Origin of the sequence: Vibrio sp. 2017_1457_13 (assembly GCF_030851525.1) — a bacterium.
GTDB lineage: Bacteria > Pseudomonadota > Gammaproteobacteria > Enterobacterales > Vibrionaceae > Vibrio > Vibrio metschnikovii.
Window position 1 is genome coordinate 24,410 of sequence record NZ_VHTA01000006.1, and the last position, 20,634, is coordinate 45,043.

Below are 20,634 nucleotides of genomic sequence, written 5' to 3' on the forward strand. Positions count from 1 at the left end.
CAATCACAATGAGTAAAAAATTCGTAATCACTTGGGACAATATGCAAAATTTTTGCCGTGAATTAGCCCAGCGTCAAATGCCTGCTGAGCAATGGAAAGGTATCCTCGGTGTGAGTCGCGGTGGGTTGGTTCCTGCAGCTATTTTAGCGCGTGAACTTGGCATTCGTTATGTTGATACCGTTTGTATCTCAAGTTACGATCATGACCATCAACGTGATATGACCGTACTGAAAGCACCTGAGCATGATGGTGAAGGTTTTCTTATTGTTGATGATTTGGTTGATAGCGGTGATACGGCACGCAAAATCCGTGAAATGTACCCGAAAGCTAAATTTGTGACCGTTTGTGCTAAACCAGCAGGTAAAGATTTAGTGGATGAATACGTAGTCGATATTGAACAAGATACTTGGATTGAACAACCTTGGGATATGGCTTTAGCTTATGTTGAACCAGTGAATCGTAAGCAAAAATAACGACAATTATTGATTCATCACCAGTTTCCCGCAATTAATCGACATATGGCCCTGCAAAGGGCCTTTTTTTTGATTACTATAAGGTCTAAGCGGTTTAATAATGAGATGCATCATGTCTGAATCAAGTAATATCAACCTATCTGAAACGCTCTTTCAACAGCATAAAGAGGCGAAAGAGACCTCCTCTCTCACGCAATACATGCCGAGCAGTAGTGAGTTTTTTGAACAGAAAATGGAGCAAGACCCTTTTTCTTGGTATCGAAATTTACGCCGTTTACAGTGGGCTTGGTTAGGAATTAATCCGATTGACCAAGAAGAAGTCCTCGCTAACATGGCTTCATCTGAGCATTCTCGTAGTCATGAAAAGTGGTTAGACACGGTGATTGGTTATCATAGCGGTAATTGGACGTATGAGTGGACAAAGCTCGGCGGGCGTTACCATAAGCAAAGTGAAGCCTTAACGGGAGAAGCGGCGGCAGAACGTATGTTTAGTGCTTCCCTTTGCTACAGTATTGCCGGTTATCCTCATTTAAAAAATGATACCTTAGCTATTCAAGCGCGAGTGTTAGCCAATGCTGCTTATAAACATGCCTCTGAACTGACGCAGTATACGATTAAGCCATTAGAGTTTGATTATCAAGGTAAGAAAATTCTTGGCCACCTACATTTATCACACACCGATGAGCCACAACCCGTGGTGATCGTTAGTGCCGGTCTTGATAGTTTGCAAACCGATATGTGGCGTCTCTTTCGTGATTATTTGGCTAAACGAAATATTGCGATGTTAACGATTGATATGCCCTCTGTTGGCCACAGTAATCATTGGTCATTAACGCAAGATTCTTCCTGTTTACACCAAGCGGTACTTAATCAATTAGCGCCTTTGCCTTGGGTTGATCATCGTCGAGTTGGTTTAATTGGCTTTCGCTTTGGTGGTAATGCGATGGTCAGATTATCGTTTATTGAATCAGATAAAATTAAAGCGTGTGTCGCTATCGGCGCTCCGGTGCATGATATTTTTGTTTCTCAGCAAAAAATGAAGCTAATGTCGAAAATGTACATGGATGTGTTAGCGTCGCGAATTGGTAAACATGCGGTAGATATTCCGAGTTTATCGGCTCAACTGATGGCGTGGTCATTGAAAGTACAAGGCTTCCTCGCGACTCGACGTACTAAAGTTCCAATTTTGGCGTTGGCAATGGAGGGCGATCCGGTTTCTCCTGCTAGTGATAACCATTTGATTGCGACTTTTAGTCAAGGTGGGCAATCAAAACAGATAAAGAGTGAAAGTCTTACACGAGGATATGAGCAATCCCTCGATTTAGCGATAAAGTGGCTGGAAGAACAACTTTGCGAATGACTTTTGGCTTAAATTAGTTAAGAGTGAATTATCTACGTTTTTAAGCGTATGATTATTAAAAGCAATAATCATTCTTAACAAGGAGAGTCTACATGTCAGAGGCAGCAAAATACCCTACTCATTATCGTTTATTATCGACGTTAAAAGCGATTGGTCCCTATTTACGGGAAGGGCAGTGCCAGGAAGGCATTTATTGGTTTGATTGTTTGGCTTTTTGTATCAATGATAAAAAATCGCCCGAAAAACGTGAATTTTGGGGCTGGTGGATGGAGTTGACGACGACCGAGACGGGCTTTGAGGCTAATTACCGTATCGGCCGCTATAATCTCGCAGGCGAATGGGAAGAGAGTAAACCGACGGCAGCGGCGCTGCCTGAAGTGATTCGTACCCAAGAGGATTTCCATAAAAAGTTAGCTCAAACTTTGCAGCAACGTTTTGAATTAAGTTTATCGCTCCATCAACAGTCGGCTGAATTTGCTTAATTATAGGTTGCCTGCTTTTTCACCATGACCGCGTTATCACTTAATGATTGGGTTGTTACATTTTATCGTGTTAATAAGAGCACTTCCTTTACTGATCATTGAGTGCTTAGCAGAGTAAGAAATAATTCCCACTAAAAAAAGGTGCTCTTTAGCACCTTTTCTGCTTGTGTAAGAGGCGCTGGATTGCTAAAACATCACCTCTTAAATGTTTTCTTCAACAGACAAAATCATGACAATGAATCAACAGAGCCAAACAGCGTTACAAACCATCGTTGTGAAGCTAGGAACCAGTGTTCTTACCGGTGGAACGTTAGCACTTGATCGTGCACATATGGTTGAGTTAGTCCGTCAATGTGCTGAATTAAAAAAACAAGGCCACAGTGTGGTGATTGTCTCTTCAGGAGCGATTGCTGCGGGTCGAGAGCATCTAGGTTATCCCGCATTGCCCCAAGCCATATCGAGTAAACAGTTATTGGCTGCCGTTGGTCAAAGCCAGTTGATTCAAGCGTGGGAGTCGTTATTTGCGCTTTACGGCATAAAAATTGGTCAAATGCTGTTAACTCGTGCTGATTTGGAAGATCGAGAGCGCTTTTTGAATGCGCGAGATACGATTAATGCGCTGATCGAACACGGCATTATTCCAGTGGTCAATGAAAACGATGCTGTTGCAACCAATGAAATTAAAGTCGGTGATAACGATAATCTCTCGGCCTTAGTCGGTATTTTGTGTGCAGCGGATAAGCTTTTATTATTAACCGATCAAAAAGGTTTGTTCACCGCCGATCCGCGTAAAGACCCCAATGCTGAGTTAATCAAAGAGGTTAAAACCATTGATGATACGTTGCGAAAAATCGCGGGTGGAAGTGGCACAACATTAGGCACCGGAGGCATGGCGACTAAGCTGCAAGCTGCTGATATTGCTCGTCGAGCTGGGATTGAAGTGATTATTGCTGCTGGCCGAGCGCCCAATGTCATTTTTGATGCATTAAGCGACACGCCACAAGGCACACGCTTTTTAGCTCTTGAAGAAGCACTAGAAAATCGTAAACGTTGGATTTTAGCGGGGCCTGCTGCTGCTGGCGATGTGTACATTGATCAAGGCGCGGTTAATGCCTTACTTGGTAAAGGCAGCAGTTTGTTGGCTAAAGGGGTTATTAAAGTCGCGGGCGAGTTTGCGCGCGGCGAGGTCATTTGCGTGAAAGATCAACATCAGCATCTGATTGCCCGTGGTATCAGTACGTATTCCAGTCGCGACTTGAGTAAAATTGCCGGCCAACACAGCACCATGATCATTGATATTCTTGGTTATGATTACGGCGCTGAAGTCATTCACCGTGATAATATGGTTGTAATTCAAGAATAGGGAGAAGAATCGTGGATTTAATCGAAATGGGTAAGGCGGCAAAATCGGCCTCGTTTCAACTTGCTACCGCTTCAACTGCGCAGAAAAACCAAGCACTCGCGATAATTGCGGATGAATTAGAAGCGAATATGGACGCTATTTTAGCGGCGAATGCCAAGGATATTGCTTTAGGGCAAGCGTCAGGTTTAAGTGAAGCGTTGCTCGATAGACTTCTGCTTAATGAATCACGCTTACAGGCCATCGCCCATGATGTGCGTAATGTCATCAGTTTACCTGATCCTGTCGGCAGTGAAATTGACAGTAAAGTCCTTGAAAATGGAATGTCATTAGCTCGTCGTCGTGTTCCCCTTGGTGTGGTGGGCGTTATTTACGAAGCTCGCCCTAATGTTACGATTGATATTGCCGCGTTATGTTTAAAGACCGGTAATGCTGCGATATTACGTGGTGGTAAAGAGACTTTTTTCTCCAATCTTGAGTTAGTTAAAGTGATTCAGTTAGCTTTGAGCAAAGCTGAACTCCCTATGGCTTCCGTTCAATATATCAGTCAACCCGAGCGTGAATACGTTACTCAATTATTAACAATGGATCAGTATGTCGATATGATCATTCCGCGTGGTGGTGCTGGGCTGCATAAAATGTGTAAGGAAAACAGCACCATTCCAGTGATCATTGGCGGTTTTGGTATCAGCCATATTTTCGTTGATGAGAGTGCCGACCTTGATAAGTCGCTTGCGGTGATTGAAAACGCCAAAATGCAACGTCCATCAGCCTGCAACGCATTAGATACCTTACTGGTTCATCAAGCGATCGCTCAACCTTTGTTAGAAAAACTGCAGCATCAATTGCACGATAAACTGACGTTAGTTGTCGATGAACATGCCAAAGCACTGCTTCCCGAGGCAAACAATATTCGCCTCGCACAAGCGGGAGATTTTGATACCGAATGGTTAAGTTATACCTTAGGTGTTAAAGTCGTTAGTGGTGTTGAGCAGGCGATCGATCATATGCGTGAGCATAATGCCAGCCATTCCGATGCTATCATGACTAACGATCTGTTCAATGCTGAGCGGTTTGTTAATACCGCGGGTTCTGCTGCGGTTTATGTCAATGCTTCGACTCGTTTTACCGATGGTGCGCAATTTGGTTTAGGGGCAGAAGTCGCTGTGTCGACCCAAAAACTGCATGCTCGTGGCCCAATGGGACTTGAAGAGTTGACCAGTTACAAATGGGTTGGTAAAGGAAATTATTTATTACGCAGTTAAAGCCATTTAACTGCTGAATATGATGTGCTGCTGTTTATCGATAGAGGCGCTTAACAAATTTGACTAAATCAATCAGGAAAAGGGGCTTGTTGGCCCCTTTTCCTTTTGTTCATATGCCCATTTCCGGTACACTGATCGCCTTGCTAGGGAGGTAATATGCATTGTCCTTTTTGCTCTGAAAACGAAACAAAAGTTATCGATTCTCGTCTAGTGGCTGATGGTCACCAAGTGCGCCGTCGTCGGCAATGTTTGACTTGTAGCGAACGTTTCACCACGTTTGAAACCGCAGAGCTAGTGATGCCAAGAGTCATCAAATCCAACGGTAATCGAGAGCCATTTGATGAAGAAAAAATGATCGGTGGGATGCTACGCGCTTTAGAAAAACGCCCTGTTAGCGCCGATGCGATTGAGTTAGCGATCAGTACCATTAAATCTAAATTACGCGCCACCGGCGAGCGGGAAGTTCCGAGTGAATTGATCGGTAATTTAGTGATGGAACAACTGAAAGAGTTAGATAAGGTGGCATACATTCGCTTTGCTTCGGTTTATCGTAGTTTTGAAGATATTCGCGAATTTGGTGAAGAGATTGCTAAATTAGAAAATTGAACGTGAGTCCGATGATGTCAAACTTTTCTGCTGTCGATTATCAAATGATGGCGCGAGCCATTCAACTTGCTCAGCGCGGACGCTTTACCACGGCGCCGAATCCAAAGGTTGGGTGTGTGATTACTCAACAAGGCCGCATTGTTGGCGAAGGTTTCCATTATCGAGCTGGTCAACCACATGCCGAGGTGCACGCTTTGCGGATGGCTAAAGAGCACGCTCGTGGTGCGACCGCTTATGTGACACTAGAGCCTTGTTCTCACTACGGACGAACGCCTCCTTGTGCTGAAGGGTTAATTCAAGCCGGAGTAGCAAAGGTGATTTGCGCGATGCAAGATCCTAATCCACAAGTTTCTGGACGCGGCATTGCTATGTTGCGAGAAGCAGGAATTGAGGTGGAAGTTGGTTTATTAGAAGCGGACGCCAAGGCGCTCAATCCGGCGTTTATTAAACGGATGCAAACCGGAATGCCTTATGTTCAGCTAAAATTAGCGGCCAGTCTAGATGGACAAACGGCACTGGCTAATGGTGAAAGTCAATGGATAACCTCAGCTCAAGCACGGCAAGATGTTCAAGTATATCGAGCGCAAGCAGGAGCGGTGTTATCAACCAGTCAAACGGTGGTCGCCGATAACGCCTCATTAGCGGTACGTTGGTCTGAATTACCAGCCGATGTGCAACAGCAATACCCTCATGCTGAACTTCGCCAGCCAACTCGTGTGATACTTGACCGCCAGCATCAATTGCACCAATCACTGGCTCTTTATGCCACCGCTTCACCGATAATTCGTGTAGCAGAACAAGACGCGGAACTGTGTGTGCCATTGAATGAACATCAACAGCTCGATCTGCGTGATATCTTAGCCAGTTTGGCTGAACAGTATCAGATCAATCATCTTTGGGTAGAAGCTGGGCCAACATTGGCCAAAAGCTTGCTTGAGCAGCAACTGGTAGATGAACTAATCATCTACCTTGCGCCAAAAATCATGGGCAGTGACGGCCGTGGTTTATTAGGCGCCTTAGGTTTTACTCATATGGATCAAGCATTAGGATTAGTCATTCAAGACTGTCGAATGGTCGGCCCAGATCTTCGCCTAACCGCAACTCTTACCTCAACCCAATAAGATAACTGATTATGTTTACCGGAATTATAGAAGCTGTAGGCTCCTTGGTTGAGATGACTCGCCAAGGTGAAGACGTCACCATTACCGTTGCTACGGGAAAACTTGATATGAGTGATGTTAAACTCGGCGATAGCATTGCTACTAACGGTGTGTGTTTAACCGTTATTGATGTCAGTTCTCAACATTACTGTGCCGATCTCTCATTAGAAACACTCAATAAATCAGCGTTTGCTCACTATCAAGTTGGAGAAAAACTCAACTTAGAAAAAGCCATGCTTCCGACGACGCGTTTTGGTGGGCATATTGTATCGGGACACGTTGATGGGATTGGTGAAATTATTGAGCGCCAGTGGGTGGGGCGTGCGATTGAATTGTGGGTGAGCTTACCGAATGAGTTAACTCGGTATGTTGCTGAAAAAGGCTCGATCACTATTGATGGGATTAGCTTAACCGTCAATGGGTTACGAAAAAATGCCTTTAAGCTGACCATCGTGCCGCATACCTCGTTAGAAACGACCATTGATGGCTTTCAACCTGGCCGCAAGGTGAACCTCGAAGTGGATGTGCTTGCTCGATATTTAGAACGTTTATTGGTCGGTGGTCAGAATGAGCCCGAATCACCTTCTCGAATGACAATGGAATTCTTACAACAAAATGGTTTTGCGTAATCATACGTGACGCAATAAGACAAAATATAGGACAACAGTCATGTCAATTAGTACCCCACAAGACATTATCGAAGATATTCGCTTAGGTAAAATGGTTATCTTGATGGACGATGAAGATCGCGAAAATGAAGGCGATTTAATCATGGCCGCTGAGCATATCACACCAGAAGCGATCAATTTTATGGCGACTCATGGGCGCGGATTGATTTGTTTAACCATGACTAAAAGTCGTTGCCAGCATCTAGGATTAGCTCCGATGGTGCAGGATAATAACGCACAGTATACCACTAACTTTACGGTATCGATTGAAGCAGCAGAAGGCGTAACGACGGGGATATCAGCGGCTGATCGCGCTCGTACGGTGCAAGCTGCCGTAGCAAAAGAGGCTAAAGCAGCCGATTTAGTCCAACCTGGGCATATTTTTCCATTAGCAGCGCAAGATGGCGGCGTACTTACCCGCGCAGGTCATACTGAAGCCGGTTGTGATTTAGCACGTCTCGCCGGGCTTGAGCCTGCGTCAGTGATTGTCGAGATCCTCAATGACGATGGCAGTATGGCTCGTCGCCCCGATCTGGAGGTTTTTGCTAAAAAACACGACATCAAATTAGGTACCATTGCCGATTTAATTGAGTATCGTAATAATACAGAAACCACCATCGAACGGGTCGCGCAATGCCAATTGCCAACCGAATTCGGTGAATTTGAGCTGGTGACGTATCGCGATATCATTGACAATCAAATTCATTTTGCTTTGCGCAAAGAGAGCGTGAGTCAGCAAGCGCCTTTAGTGCGTGTTCATCTACAAGATACCTTTACTGATCTATTACGTAGCGATCGCAGCGCCGATCGTAGTTGGACTTTGGATAAAGCCATGCAACGTATTGGTCAAGAAGGGGGCGTGTTGGTGATTCTTGGTAATGAAGAGTCCACTGATCTGCTTATCCATCGCGTTAAAATGTTTGAACAGCAAGATAAAGGCGCAGCCCCAACGATGGCGAAAAAGCAAGGGACATCTCGACGGGTCGGGGTTGGCTCACAGATCCTTGCCGATTTAGGCGTCAGTGATATGCGTTTGCTCTCTTCAGCCAATAAGAAATACCACGCCTTGGGTGGATTTGGCTTAAATGTTGTCGAGTATATCAGCGAGTAAGCCAGTTATTCTACGTTCGGCTCGTTAAGTCTGCACGATAGGCCGCCCTTGTGGCGGCAAATTACTATTAGATATTGTTCACAAATTTGTGCTAGAATCCGGCGATTCTCACTTGATGAACAGAGTTAAAGGAAAGCTTATGAAAGTGATCGAAGGTGGTTTCCCAGCCCCCCATGCCAAAGTTGCGATTGTGATTTCTCGTTTCAACAGTTTTATTAACGAAAGTCTGCTGTCTGGTGCCATCGATACTTTAAAGCGTCATGGTCAAGTTAGCGACGAGAATATTACCGTTGTGCGTTGTCCTGGTGCGGTTGAGCTGCCACTGGTGGCTCAGCGCGTTGCCAAAACAGGCAAATTTGATGCGATAGTGTCACTGGGTTCGGTTATTCGTGGTGGTACACCACACTTTGACTATGTTTGCAGTGAAATGAATAAAGGGTTAGCCCAAGTGTCGATGGAATTCAGTATTCCTGTCGCGTTTGGTGTGTTAACTGTTGATACTATCGATCAAGCTATTGAACGCGCAGGAACCAAGGCTGGTAATAAAGGTGCAGAAGCAGCACTTAGCGCACTTGAGATGATAAACGTTCTTTCTGAAATCGATTCCTAATGGGGGCCAGTGTGAAACCAGCCGCACGTCGTAATGCACGTCAATTTGCGCTACAAGCTATTTATTCGTGGCAAATTACTAAAGAGAATGTGGCGACTATTGAAGAGCAGTTCTTATCCGGTGGTAAGTATGATGAAGAAGAACATCATGCAGCAGAGCCTGCGCTATCGGCTCCACAAACCGATGTGACCTATTTCCGTGATCTGCTTGTCGGCGTTGTGCTCAATCATACCGAGCTAGATAGCAAACTACGTCCTTTTGTTTCTCGTCCGATGCAAGATTTGGATATGATGGAACTTGCGCTACTTCGTCTAGCGATGTATGAAATGACTCGACGCGAAGATGTTCCTTATAAGGTCGTGATTAACGAGGCCATTGAGCTAGCAAAAGTGTTTGCAGCAGAAGATAGCCATAAGTTTGTGAATGGCGTGCTTGATAAAGCCGCGCCTCATGTACGCAAAAAAGCGTAATCAGTTTTGGCATAAAAGGTCAGCATTCGCTGGCCTTTTTTATAGATAAAATCGACCAATGAGTCCATCTACAACGGTTGAGCGAGTGTTATTGATGGGCTTAGTTTTACTAACCGCATTTACATCGTATGAATGAATCATTCGGTGGATTCGTTGGTCTGGCTAGAGAATCATCCATGTTAGGTGAATTTAACTTTATTGAACACTATTTGGCGGCACGTCAACCACAGCGTAAAGATGTCCATTTAGCTCTGGGGGATGATTGTGCAATCGTCAATGTACCAGAGAATGTTCGGCTGGCTATCAGTACCGATACCTTAGTTGCAGGGACTCATTTTCTGGCTAATGCTAATCCAGCATGGGTGGCACATAAAGCCCTTGCTTCTAATATCAGTGATTTAGCCGCGATGGGGGCAACCCCTGCTTGGGTCTCGATGGCACTTACTTTACCTGAGATTAACCCCAATTGGCTTACTCCATTTTGTGACGCCTTTTTTGATTTAGCGAACTACTACAATGTACAATTGATTGGTGGTGATACCACCAAAGGTCCGTTGAGTATCACTCTCACCGTGCAAGGTTTTGTACCGCAAGATAAAGCCTTGTTACGTTCTGGTGCAAAAGTCGGGGACTGGATTTATGTCACAGGTCAACTCGGCGACAGTAAAGCGGGACTTGAGGTGGTACTCGATGCGAGTAAACGTGCTCTACCTTGTGCATCAGTGTTAGAGTCACGTCATTACGTATCGACTCCACGAGTTCTCGCCGGACAAGCCTTGCTCAATTTAGCCTCATCAGCGATTGATATTTCTGATGGCCTAGTCGCGGATTTAACCCATATTTTAAGTGCTTCTCAAGTAGGAGCGAGTCTTGATTTGCATACCTTGCCGTTATCTGAAGCGTTAGTGCAGTACACGGGGGATCCGCTTATTGCGCAGCAGTATGCATTAACCAGTGGTGAAGAGTACGAACTCTGCTTTACGGTGCCTGAAGAGAATAAAGGATCGTTAGCAAGTGCTCTGGCACATACTGCGACGCCTATCACCTGCATTGGTCAAATTCGTCCTCATGGCGTGTTTGACTTACTCAACCATGGGCAAAAAGTCGACTGGTCGTTGACTGGTTATGATCATTTTAAGGAATCAGCATGAGCCATCCTCTTTCTCGTCTTTCACTACGCAATCCTTGGCATCTACTGGCTACCGGATTTGGCAGTGGTTTATCGCCGATCATACCTGGCACAATGGGGACATTAGCTTCCATTCCTCTGTATCTACTTCTAGTGCAACTGCCCTTATTTGCCTATCTTTTCGTCGTCTTAATGGCGTGCATTCTCGGGGTGAAAATTTGCCAAGTGACGTCAACAGATATGCAAGTTCACGATCATGGTTCGATTGTTTGGGATGAGTTTGCTGGTTTTTGGATCACCATGTCTATTGTTCCGTTACTGCAATTGCCAATCTTTGATTGGCAATGGATTGTTACGGGATTCGTGCTCTTTCGTTTTTTTGATATGGTCAAACCATGGCCAATTGGATGGCTAGATAAACAAGTAGAAGGTGGCGTAGGAATTATGCTCGATGATATCGTCGCGGGTATCATGGCGGCTATCATGCTGTTTTTTGTTGGGCAGTGGGCGGGATGGCTAAACTAAGCACAGTTACGTCGTGTTGATCAGTCACCCATAAGGGAGCAGAGGCTCCCTTATGGGTAAGCCAAACTAAAGTTTGTTCAGATCGGCTTCAATTTCAGCAATTTTGCTGGCCACTACTTTCTCTAAGTGACGTAAATCACTCAATATTTTTTGTTTAACGTCCACCTCACTGCCGTTATCTCCGGCGTTCTCATTACGTGTGAGTTGGTTCAACTCATCAATGACTAAAGTAAGAGTACGATTGATTTCGCTAATTTCTCGGTATTGGTGAGTACCGCCATCGACCAAAACCGTTTTGATCTGTCTTGGGTATTTAAATTTGACACTTTTAGCAAAAAACTCACCTTTTTGTTTCTTGAAATAGATTTTTAGCACATCTTTTTGCGCCTCTTGGCGCAATGAGTAACGTTCAATCGTATGGGGTTGATCGATTCCCAAGCTGGTGAGTTGTGGAAACATAAGCATCCTCTGCATTGTTTTGAGTGATTAAGGCGATAAAGCTTCTTGGTGAGAAGAAGAGAGCTGAGCAATAGTATCAATTAATCGTTCACGTAGGGTACTTTGCTCTTGGTCTGTGAGTTTAGCCCCTTGTTGATTGGTTAAAATAAATAAGTCTTCTGCGCGCTCTCCTAAGGTAGTGATTTTTGCCCCATGTAAATCTAAGTTTAATTCGGCAAACGTCGCTCCTATGGTCGCCAGTAATCCCGGAGTATCGAGAGCAACCAGCTCCATTAAGGTGCGTTTTTTGCTTTTTGTTGGTAAGAAATCGACCTGAGTTCGAACCGTGAAATGTTGCAGATTACGTGGGATGCGGCGTGTTTTGAGTCTCGTTGGACGGCCATCGGTCAATACATGGCTTAAATGCTTAATTAACGCATGATGACGGTTTTCTTCAATTGCTTGGCCGTTGTGATCTAAGACCATAAAGGTATCTAAAACATAGCCGTCTTTACTGGTCATGATTTGCGCGTCATGAACATTCAGGTTTCGACGGTCTAATTCGGCGACCACGGTTGCAAACAATGCGGGCTGATCTTTGGTATACACAAACACTTCGGTACCACCGCGCGTGGCTTTTTTACTGATTAAGACCAAAGGTTCAGTAGGCGATGAGTGCGTTAAAATGTGCATACCATGCCATGCTATTTGTTTGTGAGTATGGCGTAAAAAGTAATCGGCTTTAAATCGTTGCCACAATTGCTCGATTTCACGGCTATGGAAGCCTTCTTTACGTAGCTGTGCCGACGCCATTTGTTGGTTATGACGAATTCGTTCTCGAACATCAACAGGGTGTTCAAGCCCGCGTCTTAATGCTCTTTGCGTTGAGTAAAAGAGTTCCGCCAGTAAGGTTCGTTTCCAACTGTTCCATAGGTCTGGATTAGTGGCGCAAATATCAGCCACCGTTAAACAGACCAAGTATTCCAGATACTCTTCATCGCGGACTTTTTTAGCAAATTCGATGATCACGTCTGGATCATAAATATCGCGCCGTTGAGCGGTGACGGACATTAATAAGTGATTTTGGACTAACCAAGCCACCAGTTTCGCTTCTGGCTTAGAGAGGCCGTGTTCGATACAAAAATCGTAAGCTTCACTCGCACCTATTTCTGAATGATCGCCGCCGCGGCCTTTGGCAATATCATGGAAAATGGCCGCGAGGATCAGCAGTTCTTTTTTTTGTATTTTCGGGAAAATCTCACAGCAAATAGGATGACGTTGATGGTTTTTTGGGTCATTAAACAGATGGATATGTTTTAGTAGACGAATGCTGTGCTCATCAACGGTATAAACATGAAACAAGTCAAATTGCATCTGCCCAACTATCTGACTCCATTGCGGTAAATAAGCGGCCAATACGCCCAATTTATGCATTTGTCCAAACGCTTTGTGAAGCGCATTAGGGTGACGAGTCAGCGCGAGAAACTTTTCACGCGCAGCAGGAATCGTATGCAAAAATTTGTTCAATCGTCGCCGTGCGGTTCTTAATTGGCGCATCGTAGAAGGGGCAACCCCATCAATGCTCGAGTCATTGGCCATGAGCAAAAACATATCGAGAATGGTTTCAGGTCGAGCTTGAAATAGAGCGGGCTTTCGAGCTTCAATTAATGAACCACGACGCTGAAAGTCGTGATTAATGATCTCTGCTTTGACTTCTTCACCACGGTTTAAGATCGCTTGATCAAACAACTTCAAGAGCATTTTATTGAGTTCAGATACGCGGCGTAAGGTGCGATAGAACTCCTTCATCATTTTTTCGACCGCTCGGTTGCCTTCGCCAGTAAATCCAAGATGTTCGGCGACTTGAGCTTGATGAGCAAAACCGAGTCGATTGTCATAACGTTTTAGTTCAAGATGCAGAGCGAAGCGAACTCGCCACAAAAAATCTTGGCATTCGGCCAGTTCACGAAATTCAGCGTCAGTAAGAAAGCCGAAGCGGCTCATTTCATAGAGTGATGTCGCCCCAAAGTGGCGACGAGCAACCCAGCTTAAGGTATGAATATCTCTTAGACCGCCAGGCGTTGATTTAATGTCGGGCTCAAGATTATAGGCCGTATCGTGATAACGGGCATGACGCTCACGTTGCTCTTTTATTTTAGCTTGGTAGAAGCATTCACTTGGCCAAAAAGATTCGCTATGAATGGCTGATTGTAAACGTTGGAAAATACGGTCACTGCCGCACAACAAGCGTGCCTCTTGCAAATTGGTGGCCACGGTTAAATCCGCTTTACCAATCTCAATACACTCTTCTACAGTACGTACAGCATGGCCGACTTCTAGGCGCAAGTCCCATAATAAGGTAATGAATTGGCTGACTTTACTGCCAATATCATCGGCTAATCGGGTCGTAGAGACGACTAAAATATCAATATCTGATAAGGGATGTAATTCAGCTCTTCCGTATCCGCCAACAGCGGCCAGACAGAGGTCATTGAGTTTATCAAACCCAAAATATTGCCAAAGACGATTCAGGAGCATATCCATATAATCGGCACGGCCAACCACGAGATCACTGACCGGATGGCGAGAGAGAAACGCTTGGCGCTGGTAGGCAGAAAAAAGGTCGAGTTGCTGTTTTAATTGCTCAACCGTGAGCTGTTGATCGGTGTAATTCAGCGGGGATAAATAAGCCATAACAGTGCGGTCCATGCCAGGGAGTGAACTCAGTGTGAATGCTCAATCTAACAGAAATCAAGCGCTGAGCTCAAGCTCCCTTTACCGACTATCGGGCAGGATTAAGCATTGTGGAAAATACGTGGGATGGTCTCTTCTTCACGTAGCGTGAGAATTTCACAGCCATCTGCGGTAACCAAAATGGTGTGCTCCCATTGAGCCGAGTTCTTACTATCGGCGGTATAGACGGTCCAGTTATCTTCATCATCCAAGCGACAACCAAATTTACCCGCATTGATCATCGGCTCAATGGTAAAAATCATCCCTTCACGAAGCAGTGTGCGGTCACTATTTTTGTAGTGCACTACTTGTGGCTCTTCATGAAACTCTGCGCCGATACCATGACCACAGTAGTCACGAACAATCGAGAATTTTGAACGCGGGTTATTTTTATTATTGGTTTTGATGTATTTCTCTATCGCGGTACCAATTTCGCCGAGTTGTACGCCTGGTTTCACTTTTTTTAAGGCCAAATAGAGACACTCTTGAGCGACTAGACATAAACGTTTGTCGGCTGGCTGCACATCACCAATTAAGAACATCTTTGAGGTATCACCATGATAACCATCTTTAATGACGGTAATATCGATGTTCATAATGTCACCCTCTTTTAAGACGGCAGGGCGAAGCAGTTGACCAAATTGCGTGTCTTGTTCAGCCGGAATGCCATGGCACACGATATGGTTAATCGATGTGCAAATCGATTTTGGGAAGCCATGATAGTTAAGAGGGGCAGGAATAGCGCCTTGAACTTCGGTAATATAATCGTGGCAAAGTTGGTTAAGGTGTTCAGTGGTCACGCCAGCTTTGACGTGAGGTTCAATCATTTCTAAAACTTGCGCAGCCAATCGCCCCGCTACACGCATTTTTTCTATTTCTTGAGCATTTTTAATTTTTACAGACATCGGCTTTCTCTATTCAAATTTTAGGCACTGGGTGCTAATCGCAATATTGTAACAGTGAGAAAAGGAAGCGCAAGAAGCGGTGTAAATAAGAATGATTAAGCGCGATGGTTAGCTAGGTTAAATGACGCACCTCCTGATGATCGATAGTAAGATGGATTTTCTTGCTCATCATCGCTCTCGCTGGTTCAATCCAAGCGCCTACGCCACAATTTTTGCTAGTCAGATTAGTGCTAAATATGATATAAAACGCACCGGAACATCGGCCTGATTTCTTCGTAACGGCGAAACTGCCCGAGTCCACACACATTTATCTTTAAATCACACACATTCCGACACATGTTCCGGGGTGCTTCCAGCGTTATAAACGTTGAGGAGTCGGAGACATGGGGGATGTGGAGGCCTAACCCCATAGAGGATTATTTCATGGCAACTGTATCAATGCGCGATATGCTAAAAGCTGGTGTTCACTTCGGTCACCAGACTCGTTACTGGAACCCAAAAATGAAACCATTCATTTTTGGCGCTCGTAACAAAGTTCATATCATCAACCTAGAAAAAACCGTACCAATGTTCAACGAAGCACTGGCTGAGCTAGTGAAAATCGGCGACAAAAAAGGTAAAGTACTTTTCGTAGGTACTAAGCGCGCAGCCTCTGAAGCAGTAAAAGAAGCAGCGATTGCAAGCAATCAATACTACGTAAACAACCGTTGGTTAGGTGGTATGCTAACTAACTGGAAAACCGTTCGTCAATCAATCAAGCGTCTAAAAGAACTTGAAGTTCAAGCGACTGATGGCACTTTCGACAAGCTAACCAAGAAAGAAGCGCTAATGCGTACTCGTGAAATGGACAAGCTTGAGAAATCTCTTGGTGGTATCAAAGACATGGGCGGTTTACCTGACGCTCTATTCGTTATCGACGCTGATCACGAGCACATTGCAGTTAAAGAAGCAAACAACCTAGGCATTCCAGTGTTTGCTGTTGTTGATACTAACTCTAACCCAGATGGTATTGATTACATCATCCCAGGTAACGACGATGCGATCCGTGCCGTTCAACTATACCTGAACGCTGCAGCTGAATCAGTAAACGAAGGTCGTAACAAAGACGTAGCGGCAGTTGCTGAAAAAGACGGCTTTGTAGAAGCGGAATAATAGCGGCTCTTAGTCTTACTTAGCCTTCTGTAGAGTACTACATGGGCTAAGTCATAGTTAGTATTGGGGGCCAAATCATTAGGCCCCCAATTTTTAATCCTGAATCAACTGAGGAATAGAGAATGGCTGTTACTGCTGCTCTAGTAAAAGAACTGCGTGAACGTACTGGCGCAGGTATGATGGAATGTAAGAAAGCACTCGTTGAAACCAACGGTGACATCGAACTTGCCATCGAAAATATGCGTAAAAGCGGTGCTGCAAAAGCGGCTAAAAAAGCAGGTAATATCGCTGCTGAAGGCGCGATCATCATCAAAGAAGCAGAAGGTTCTGCCGCTTTGGTTGAAATCAACTGTCAAACCGATTTCGTTGCTAAAGATGGCAACTTCCTAGCATTCGCTAACGAAGTCGCTGAAGCAGCGTTAGCATCAAAACTAAGCCTAGAAGAGCTACAAGCACAATTTGAAGATGCTCGTGTGACTCTTATTGCTAAAATCGGCGAAAACATCAATATCCGTCGCGTTCAATACGCTGAAGGTAAAGCTTTGGCTGCATACAGCCACGGTTCTCGTATTGGTGTTGTGGTTGCTGGTGATGCCGATGCAGAAACTCTAAAACACATCGCGATGCACGTAGCGGCTTCTCGCCCTGAATACGTTAATCCTGAAGATGTACCGGCTGATGTTGTTGCGAAAGAGCGTGAAGTTCAAGTTGAAATCGCAATGAACGAAGGCAAGCCAAAAGAGATCGCAGAGAAAATGGTTGAAGGCCGCATGAAGAAATTCACCGGTGAAGTTTCTCTAACTGGTCAACCTTTCGTTATGGAGCCAAAGAAAACTGTTGGTGAAATTTTGAAAGAGAAAGGCGCTTCAGTATCAACTTTCGTTCGCCTAGAAGTAGGTGAAGGTATCGAAAAACAAGAAGGCCTGAGCTTCGCTGAAGAAGTGGCTATGGCTCAGAAAGGTTAATTGCCTTTTTGATGACCAAGATAAAGACCGTGGCCATGGCTGCGGTCTTTTTACGAATATCACTCCCTCGACGGTTAAAGAGAGCGGTTTTCGAACTCACGATGGTAATGATCATCAATACATTTACGCAGTAAGTTTATTTATGACTGTTAACTAACGATACTTTTTGAAAGGTAAAGTCCATGACAACAAACCCTAAACCCGCATATCAACGTATTTTATTAAAATTGAGCGGTGAAGCGCTTCAAGGTGAAGAAGGTTTTGGTATCGATCCGACCGTGCTTGATCGTATGGCACAAGAAGTAAAAGAATTGGTCGAATTAGGTGTTCAAGTGGGTGTCGTCATTGGTGGTGGCAACTTATTCCGTGGTGCAGGCTTAGCGGCAGCGGGAATGAACCGTGTTGTGGGTGACCATATGGGCATGTTGGCGACAGTGATGAATGGCCTTGCGATGCGTGACGCCCTACATCGAGCTTACGTGAATGCACGCGTGATGTCTGCTATCCCACTTAAAGGGGTATGTGACGACTACAATTGGGCTGACGCGATCAGTCAATTACGTCAAGGTCGTGTAGTGATTTTTTCTGCTGGTACGGGTAACCCGTTTTTCACAACCGATTCTGCCGCTTGTTTACGTGGTATCGAAATTGAAGCTGACGTGGTTCTCAAAGCGACAAAAGTAGACGGCGTCTACAGTGCTGACCCTGTAGCCAATCCAGATGCGCAACTGTATGATAAGCTGGGTTACAACGATGTACTGGATAAAGAACTTAAAGTGATGGATTTGGCGGCCTTTACTCTGGCTCGCGATCACAACATGCCAATCCGTGTCTTTAATATGAACAAGCCTGGCGCATTACGCCGTGTGGTTATGGGTGAAGCGGAAGGTACGCTGATCAGCTCCGCTGTATAATCACTCTCGAAATGAAATAAGAATTAAGGTGATATTGTGATTAATGAGATCAAAAAAGACGCTCAAGAGCGTATGGATAAAAGTGTAGAAGCGCTAAAGAACAATCTATCAAAGATTCGTACTGGTCGCGCTCACCCAAGCCTACTATCTGGCCTCTCTGTTGAGTACTACGGTGCGTCAACACCTCTAAGCCAAATTGCCAACGTGATTGCTGAAGATGCACGTACATTAGCGATTACGGTATTTGATAAAGAACTTACGCCAAAAGTTGAAAAAGCGATTCTTATGTCTGATTTAGGGTTAAACCCAATGTCAGCAGGAACCGTGATTCGTGTTCCACTGCCACCATTAACGGAAGAGCGTCGTCGTGATCTTGTTAAAATCGTCCGTGGTGAAGCGGAAGGTGGTCGAGTAGCCGTGCGCAACATTCGTCGTGACGCCAACAACGATCTAAAAGCGTTATTGAAAGATAAAGAAATTTCAGAAGATGAAGAGCGTAAGGCTCAAGATGAAATTCAAAAACTGACCGATGCGGCTGTCAAGAAAATTGATGACATCTTAGCGGTTAAAGAAAAAGAACTCATGGAAGTTTAATTTCTACAAAACCTTAACAGGAAAACGCTGTGCTCACAGCACAGCGTTTTTTTATGCTACTCTTCACCATCTTTTTTCTTTATTACGTTTCTATGCAAAATTCGCAGCTCTCGTTAGATGTTCTCCCTCAGCATATCGCCATTATTATGGATGGCAATGGTCGTTGGGCAAAAGCACAAGGTAAACCTCGGATCTTTGGCCACAAAAACGGGGTTGCTGCGGTGCGTAAAACGGTTTCTACCGCAGCAAAACTGGGGATCAGAGCCGTGACTTTATTTGCCTTTAGCAGTGAAAATTGGCGACGTCCTGAGGAAGAGGTCGGCGTGTTGATGGAGTTATTTCTTCGTGTCTTATCGACCGAGGTCAAAAAACTGCACAAAAATAACCTGCGTTTACGTATTATTGGTGATACCAGTCGATTCAGTGAGCGGTTACAAAGTAAAATCGCCCAAGCTGAAGCGCTGACTCAGCATAATACGGGCATGGTGATTAATATTGCGGCGAATTACGGTGGAAAATGGGATATCACTCAGGCGATGCGCCATATTGCTCTTAAAATCAGTCGTGATGAACTCAGTGTCACGGATATTAACGAGACATTGATCGCTGAACATTTAACGATGGCTGATCTTCCTGAAGTGGATTTACTGATTCGCACCAGTGGTGAATGCCGGATCAGTAACTTCCTTCTTTGGCAGTTGGCTTATGCAGAAATGTATTTTACTCCTGTTTATTGGCCTGAGTTTGGTGAAGAAAGTTTAATTGAAGCTGTGACTTGGTTTGTTAATCGTGAGCGCCGATTTGGTTGTACCGGTGAGCAAGTCAAAGCGTTAATGACACCATAAAATAGGACTTCTCAGTTTGAAGCAAAGAATTATTACTGCGCTTTTACTTGCCCCTTTAGTGATTGCTGGCATTTTTTGGCTCCCGCAATCTGGCTTTATTTTGGCGTTGGGCGTAGTAACGTTATTGGGCTTATGGGAATGGACGCAATTCGTTTCTTCTTCCTCTCGTTATCTTGCCTTATTACCCGGTCTGGTGGTTGGTGCCATAAGTTATTGGCTGCTTGTACCTCAGCTTTCGGTATTAAGTGCCTTGCAACCGATGCATTATGGCATCTTAGTGATCGGCTCACTATGGTGGATTGTCGCTAGTGGTTTAGCCATTACCTATCCTAAATCACGAGCTTGCTGGGAAAATTCCAATGCTGTGCGTCATCTCTTTGGCGTACTGACATTATTGCCTTTCTTTTGGAGTGTGATTTTTTTACGCTCTGAACATATTGTCTCCGACAGTTATCACGGGGCGAAATTGGTACTTTATGTCTGTTTGATTGTGTGGGCTGCGGACAGTGGGGCTTACTTTTCCGGCAAAAGTTTTGGCAAGCGTAAAATGGCTCCAGCTGTCAGTCCGAATAAAACTATTGAAGGCTTAGTCGGTGGGGTTATTGCTGCCATGTTGGTGGGTTGGTTATGCGCCAGTTGGTTTAATATTCAATTTGCGTCTACCACTATCATGCTATTGACCATTTTGGTTACCGTAGTGATCTCAGTCTTGGGCGATTTGGTGGAAAGTATGTTTAAGCGGGTATCTGGCATTAAAGACAGCAGTAAAATCATTCCTGGTCACGGTGGTATTTTAGACCGAGTGGATAGTCTGACGGCTGCTTTCCCTGTATTTGCTTTATGCTATTTCTTATTTTAATGCTGGTGAA

At 44.7% G+C, this 20,634-nt stretch carries 22 protein-coding genes; 19 read left to right on the plus strand and 3 right to left on the minus strand.

Features of this window, described 5'->3' with window-relative positions:
• The first annotated feature begins 8 nt into the window (after nt 1-8).
• The 13 genes from gpt (at nt 9) to pgpA (ending at nt 11,219) form a co-directional block, all read left to right on the plus strand.
• Nucleotides 9-473, plus strand: a complete 465-nt coding sequence (gene gpt, locus FKN88_RS09360; protein WP_004394641.1) for a xanthine phosphoribosyltransferase — start codon at nt 9-11, stop codon at nt 471-473.
• 112 nt (nt 474-585) lie between these two features.
• Complete coding sequence (gene frsA, locus FKN88_RS09365) at nt 586-1,833, plus strand: esterase FrsA (protein ID WP_154170323.1); 1,248 nt, start codon at nt 586-588, stop codon at nt 1,831-1,833.
• Nucleotides 1,834-1,925: 92 nt separating this feature from the next.
• Complete coding sequence (gene crl / locus FKN88_RS09370) at nt 1,926-2,315, plus strand: sigma factor-binding protein Crl (RefSeq protein ID WP_154170325.1); 390 nt, start codon at nt 1,926-1,928, stop codon at nt 2,313-2,315.
• 229 nt (nt 2,316-2,544) lie between these two features.
• A complete protein-coding gene (gene proB / locus FKN88_RS09375; RefSeq protein WP_154170327.1) occupies nt 2,545-3,678 on the plus strand; it encodes a glutamate 5-kinase in 1,134 nt (377 codons plus the stop codon).
• Nucleotides 3,679-3,689: 11 nt separating this feature from the next.
• The gene (locus tag FKN88_RS09380) at nt 3,690-4,940 is read left to right on the plus strand and encodes a glutamate-5-semialdehyde dehydrogenase (protein ID WP_154170329.1); all 1,251 of its coding nucleotides are present in this window, start codon (nt 3,690-3,692) and stop codon (nt 4,938-4,940) included.
• 156 nt (nt 4,941-5,096) lie between these two features.
• Nucleotides 5,097-5,546 carry a transcriptional regulator NrdR gene (gene nrdR, locus FKN88_RS09385; RefSeq protein ID WP_115152664.1) on the plus strand — a complete coding sequence of 150 codons (450 nt, stop codon included), beginning with the start codon at nt 5,097-5,099 and terminating at the stop codon, nt 5,544-5,546.
• A gap of 14 nt (nt 5,547-5,560) precedes the next feature.
• A complete protein-coding gene (gene ribD / locus FKN88_RS09390; RefSeq protein ID WP_154170740.1) occupies nt 5,561-6,667 on the plus strand; it encodes a bifunctional diaminohydroxyphosphoribosylaminopyrimidine deaminase/5-amino-6-(5-phosphoribosylamino)uracil reductase RibD in 1,107 nt (368 codons plus the stop codon).
• A gap of 11 nt (nt 6,668-6,678) precedes the next feature.
• Nucleotides 6,679-7,335, plus strand: a complete 657-nt coding sequence (locus FKN88_RS09395; RefSeq protein ID WP_004394647.1) for a riboflavin synthase — start codon at nt 6,679-6,681, stop codon at nt 7,333-7,335.
• Nucleotides 7,336-7,375: 40 nt separating this feature from the next.
• Nucleotides 7,376-8,485, plus strand: coding sequence for a bifunctional 3,4-dihydroxy-2-butanone-4-phosphate synthase/GTP cyclohydrolase II (gene ribBA, locus FKN88_RS09400; protein WP_004394648.1), 1,110 nt, complete (start codon nt 7,376-7,378; stop codon nt 8,483-8,485).
• Nucleotides 8,486-8,624: 139 nt separating this feature from the next.
• Nucleotides 8,625-9,095 carry a 6,7-dimethyl-8-ribityllumazine synthase gene (gene ribE / locus FKN88_RS09405; protein WP_004394649.1) on the plus strand — a complete coding sequence of 157 codons (471 nt, stop codon included), beginning with the start codon at nt 8,625-8,627 and terminating at the stop codon, nt 9,093-9,095.
• On the plus strand, nt 9,095-9,565 hold the full coding sequence (gene nusB / locus FKN88_RS09410; RefSeq protein WP_004394650.1) for a transcription antitermination factor NusB: 471 nt from the start codon (nt 9,095-9,097) through the stop codon (nt 9,563-9,565). Before ribE ends, nusB begins: the two co-directional genes overlap by 1 nt.
• A gap of 176 nt (nt 9,566-9,741) precedes the next feature.
• Nucleotides 9,742-10,716: a thiamine-phosphate kinase gene (gene thiL / locus FKN88_RS09415; RefSeq protein ID WP_158144758.1), complete on the plus strand. Its 975-nt coding sequence runs from the start codon at nt 9,742-9,744 to the stop codon at nt 10,714-10,716.
• Nucleotides 10,713-11,219 (plus strand): phosphatidylglycerophosphatase A, encoded by a 507-nt coding sequence (gene pgpA, locus FKN88_RS09420; RefSeq protein WP_040904079.1) that lies wholly within the window; start codon nt 10,713-10,715, stop codon nt 11,217-11,219. Before thiL ends, pgpA begins: the two co-directional genes overlap by 4 nt.
• Nucleotides 11,220-11,285: 66 nt before the next feature.
• Here the strand turns inward: pgpA and FKN88_RS09425 are convergent, their stop codons facing one another.
• The 3 genes from FKN88_RS09425 to map form a co-directional block, all read right to left on the minus strand.
• Nucleotides 11,286-11,678, minus strand: coding sequence for a DUF3461 family protein (locus tag FKN88_RS09425; RefSeq protein WP_154170331.1), 393 nt, complete (start codon nt 11,676-11,678; stop codon nt 11,286-11,288).
• Nucleotides 11,679-11,705: 27 nt separating this feature from the next.
• Nucleotides 11,706-14,351, minus strand: a complete 2,646-nt coding sequence (glnD, locus tag FKN88_RS09430; protein ID WP_154170333.1) for a bifunctional uridylyltransferase/uridylyl-removing protein GlnD — start codon at nt 14,349-14,351, stop codon at nt 11,706-11,708.
• A gap of 101 nt (nt 14,352-14,452) precedes the next feature.
• Entirely contained in the window at nt 14,453-15,295 is an 843-nt protein-coding gene (map, locus tag FKN88_RS09435) for a type I methionyl aminopeptidase (RefSeq protein ID WP_004394655.1), read from the minus strand.
• Between the two features lie 423 nt (nt 15,296-15,718).
• On the opposite strand from map, the gene rpsB reads away from it, so the two are divergent.
• The 6 genes from rpsB (at nt 15,719) to FKN88_RS09465 (ending at nt 20,624) form a co-directional block, all read left to right on the plus strand.
• Complete coding sequence (gene rpsB, locus FKN88_RS09440) at nt 15,719-16,447, plus strand: 30S ribosomal protein S2 (protein ID WP_004394656.1); 729 nt, start codon at nt 15,719-15,721, stop codon at nt 16,445-16,447.
• Nucleotides 16,448-16,569: 122 nt separating this feature from the next.
• The gene (gene tsf, locus FKN88_RS09445; RefSeq protein ID WP_004394657.1) at nt 16,570-17,412 is read left to right on the plus strand and encodes a translation elongation factor Ts; all 843 of its coding nucleotides are present in this window, start codon (nt 16,570-16,572) and stop codon (nt 17,410-17,412) included.
• Between the two features lie 182 nt (nt 17,413-17,594).
• Entirely contained in the window at nt 17,595-18,326 is a 732-nt protein-coding gene (gene pyrH / locus FKN88_RS09450; protein ID WP_004394658.1) for a UMP kinase, read from the plus strand.
• A 36-nt stretch (nt 18,327-18,362) separates the two neighbouring features.
• On the plus strand, nt 18,363-18,920 hold the full coding sequence (gene frr / locus FKN88_RS09455) for a ribosome recycling factor (protein WP_004394659.1): 558 nt from the start codon (nt 18,363-18,365) through the stop codon (nt 18,918-18,920).
• Between the two features lie 92 nt (nt 18,921-19,012).
• The gene (uppS, locus tag FKN88_RS09460; RefSeq protein WP_040904722.1) at nt 19,013-19,765 is read left to right on the plus strand and encodes a polyprenyl diphosphate synthase; all 753 of its coding nucleotides are present in this window, start codon (nt 19,013-19,015) and stop codon (nt 19,763-19,765) included.
• Nucleotides 19,766-19,781: 16 nt separating this feature from the next.
• A complete protein-coding gene (locus FKN88_RS09465; protein ID WP_154170335.1) occupies nt 19,782-20,624 on the plus strand; it encodes a phosphatidate cytidylyltransferase in 843 nt (280 codons plus the stop codon).
• The last annotated feature ends 10 nt before the right edge of the window (nt 20,625-20,634 follow it).

What these genes read in the sequence shown, in the direction of transcription:
- gpt (WP_004394641.1), top strand. Translation starts at nt 9, where the DNA reads ATGAGTAAAAAATTCGTAATCACTTGGGACAATATGCAAAATTTTTGC.
- frsA (WP_154170323.1), top strand. Translation starts at nt 586, where the DNA reads ATGTCTGAATCAAGTAATATCAACCTATCTGAAACGCTCTTTCAACAG.
- crl (WP_154170325.1), top strand. Translation starts at nt 1,926, where the DNA reads ATGTCAGAGGCAGCAAAATACCCTACTCATTATCGTTTATTATCGACG.
- proB (WP_154170327.1), top strand. Translation starts at nt 2,545, where the DNA reads ATGACAATGAATCAACAGAGCCAAACAGCGTTACAAACCATCGTTGTG.
- nrdR (WP_115152664.1), top strand. Translation starts at nt 5,097, where the DNA reads ATGCATTGTCCTTTTTGCTCTGAAAACGAAACAAAAGTTATCGATTCT.
- ribD (WP_154170740.1), top strand. Translation starts at nt 5,561, where the DNA reads ATGTCAAACTTTTCTGCTGTCGATTATCAAATGATGGCGCGAGCCATT.
- FKN88_RS09395 (WP_004394647.1), top strand. Translation starts at nt 6,679, where the DNA reads ATGTTTACCGGAATTATAGAAGCTGTAGGCTCCTTGGTTGAGATGACT.
- ribBA (WP_004394648.1), top strand. Translation starts at nt 7,376, where the DNA reads ATGTCAATTAGTACCCCACAAGACATTATCGAAGATATTCGCTTAGGT.
- ribE (WP_004394649.1), top strand. Translation starts at nt 8,625, where the DNA reads ATGAAAGTGATCGAAGGTGGTTTCCCAGCCCCCCATGCCAAAGTTGCG.
- nusB (WP_004394650.1), top strand. Translation starts at nt 9,095, where the DNA reads ATGGGGGCCAGTGTGAAACCAGCCGCACGTCGTAATGCACGTCAATTT.
- thiL (WP_158144758.1), top strand. Translation starts at nt 9,742, where the DNA reads ATGTTAGGTGAATTTAACTTTATTGAACACTATTTGGCGGCACGTCAA.
- pgpA (WP_040904079.1), top strand. Translation starts at nt 10,713, where the DNA reads ATGAGCCATCCTCTTTCTCGTCTTTCACTACGCAATCCTTGGCATCTA.
- FKN88_RS09425 (WP_154170331.1), bottom strand. Translation starts at nt 11,678, where the DNA reads ATGTTTCCACAACTCACCAGCTTGGGAATCGATCAACCCCATACGATT.
- glnD (WP_154170333.1), bottom strand. Translation starts at nt 14,351, where the DNA reads ATGGCTTATTTATCCCCGCTGAATTACACCGATCAACAGCTCACGGTT.
- map (WP_004394655.1), bottom strand. Translation starts at nt 15,295, where the DNA reads ATGTCTGTAAAAATTAAAAATGCTCAAGAAATAGAAAAAATGCGTGTA.
- rpsB (WP_004394656.1), top strand. Translation starts at nt 15,719, where the DNA reads ATGGCAACTGTATCAATGCGCGATATGCTAAAAGCTGGTGTTCACTTC.
- tsf (WP_004394657.1), top strand. Translation starts at nt 16,570, where the DNA reads ATGGCTGTTACTGCTGCTCTAGTAAAAGAACTGCGTGAACGTACTGGC.
- pyrH (WP_004394658.1), top strand. Translation starts at nt 17,595, where the DNA reads ATGACAACAAACCCTAAACCCGCATATCAACGTATTTTATTAAAATTG.
- uppS (WP_040904722.1), top strand. Translation starts at nt 19,013, where the DNA reads ATGCAAAATTCGCAGCTCTCGTTAGATGTTCTCCCTCAGCATATCGCC.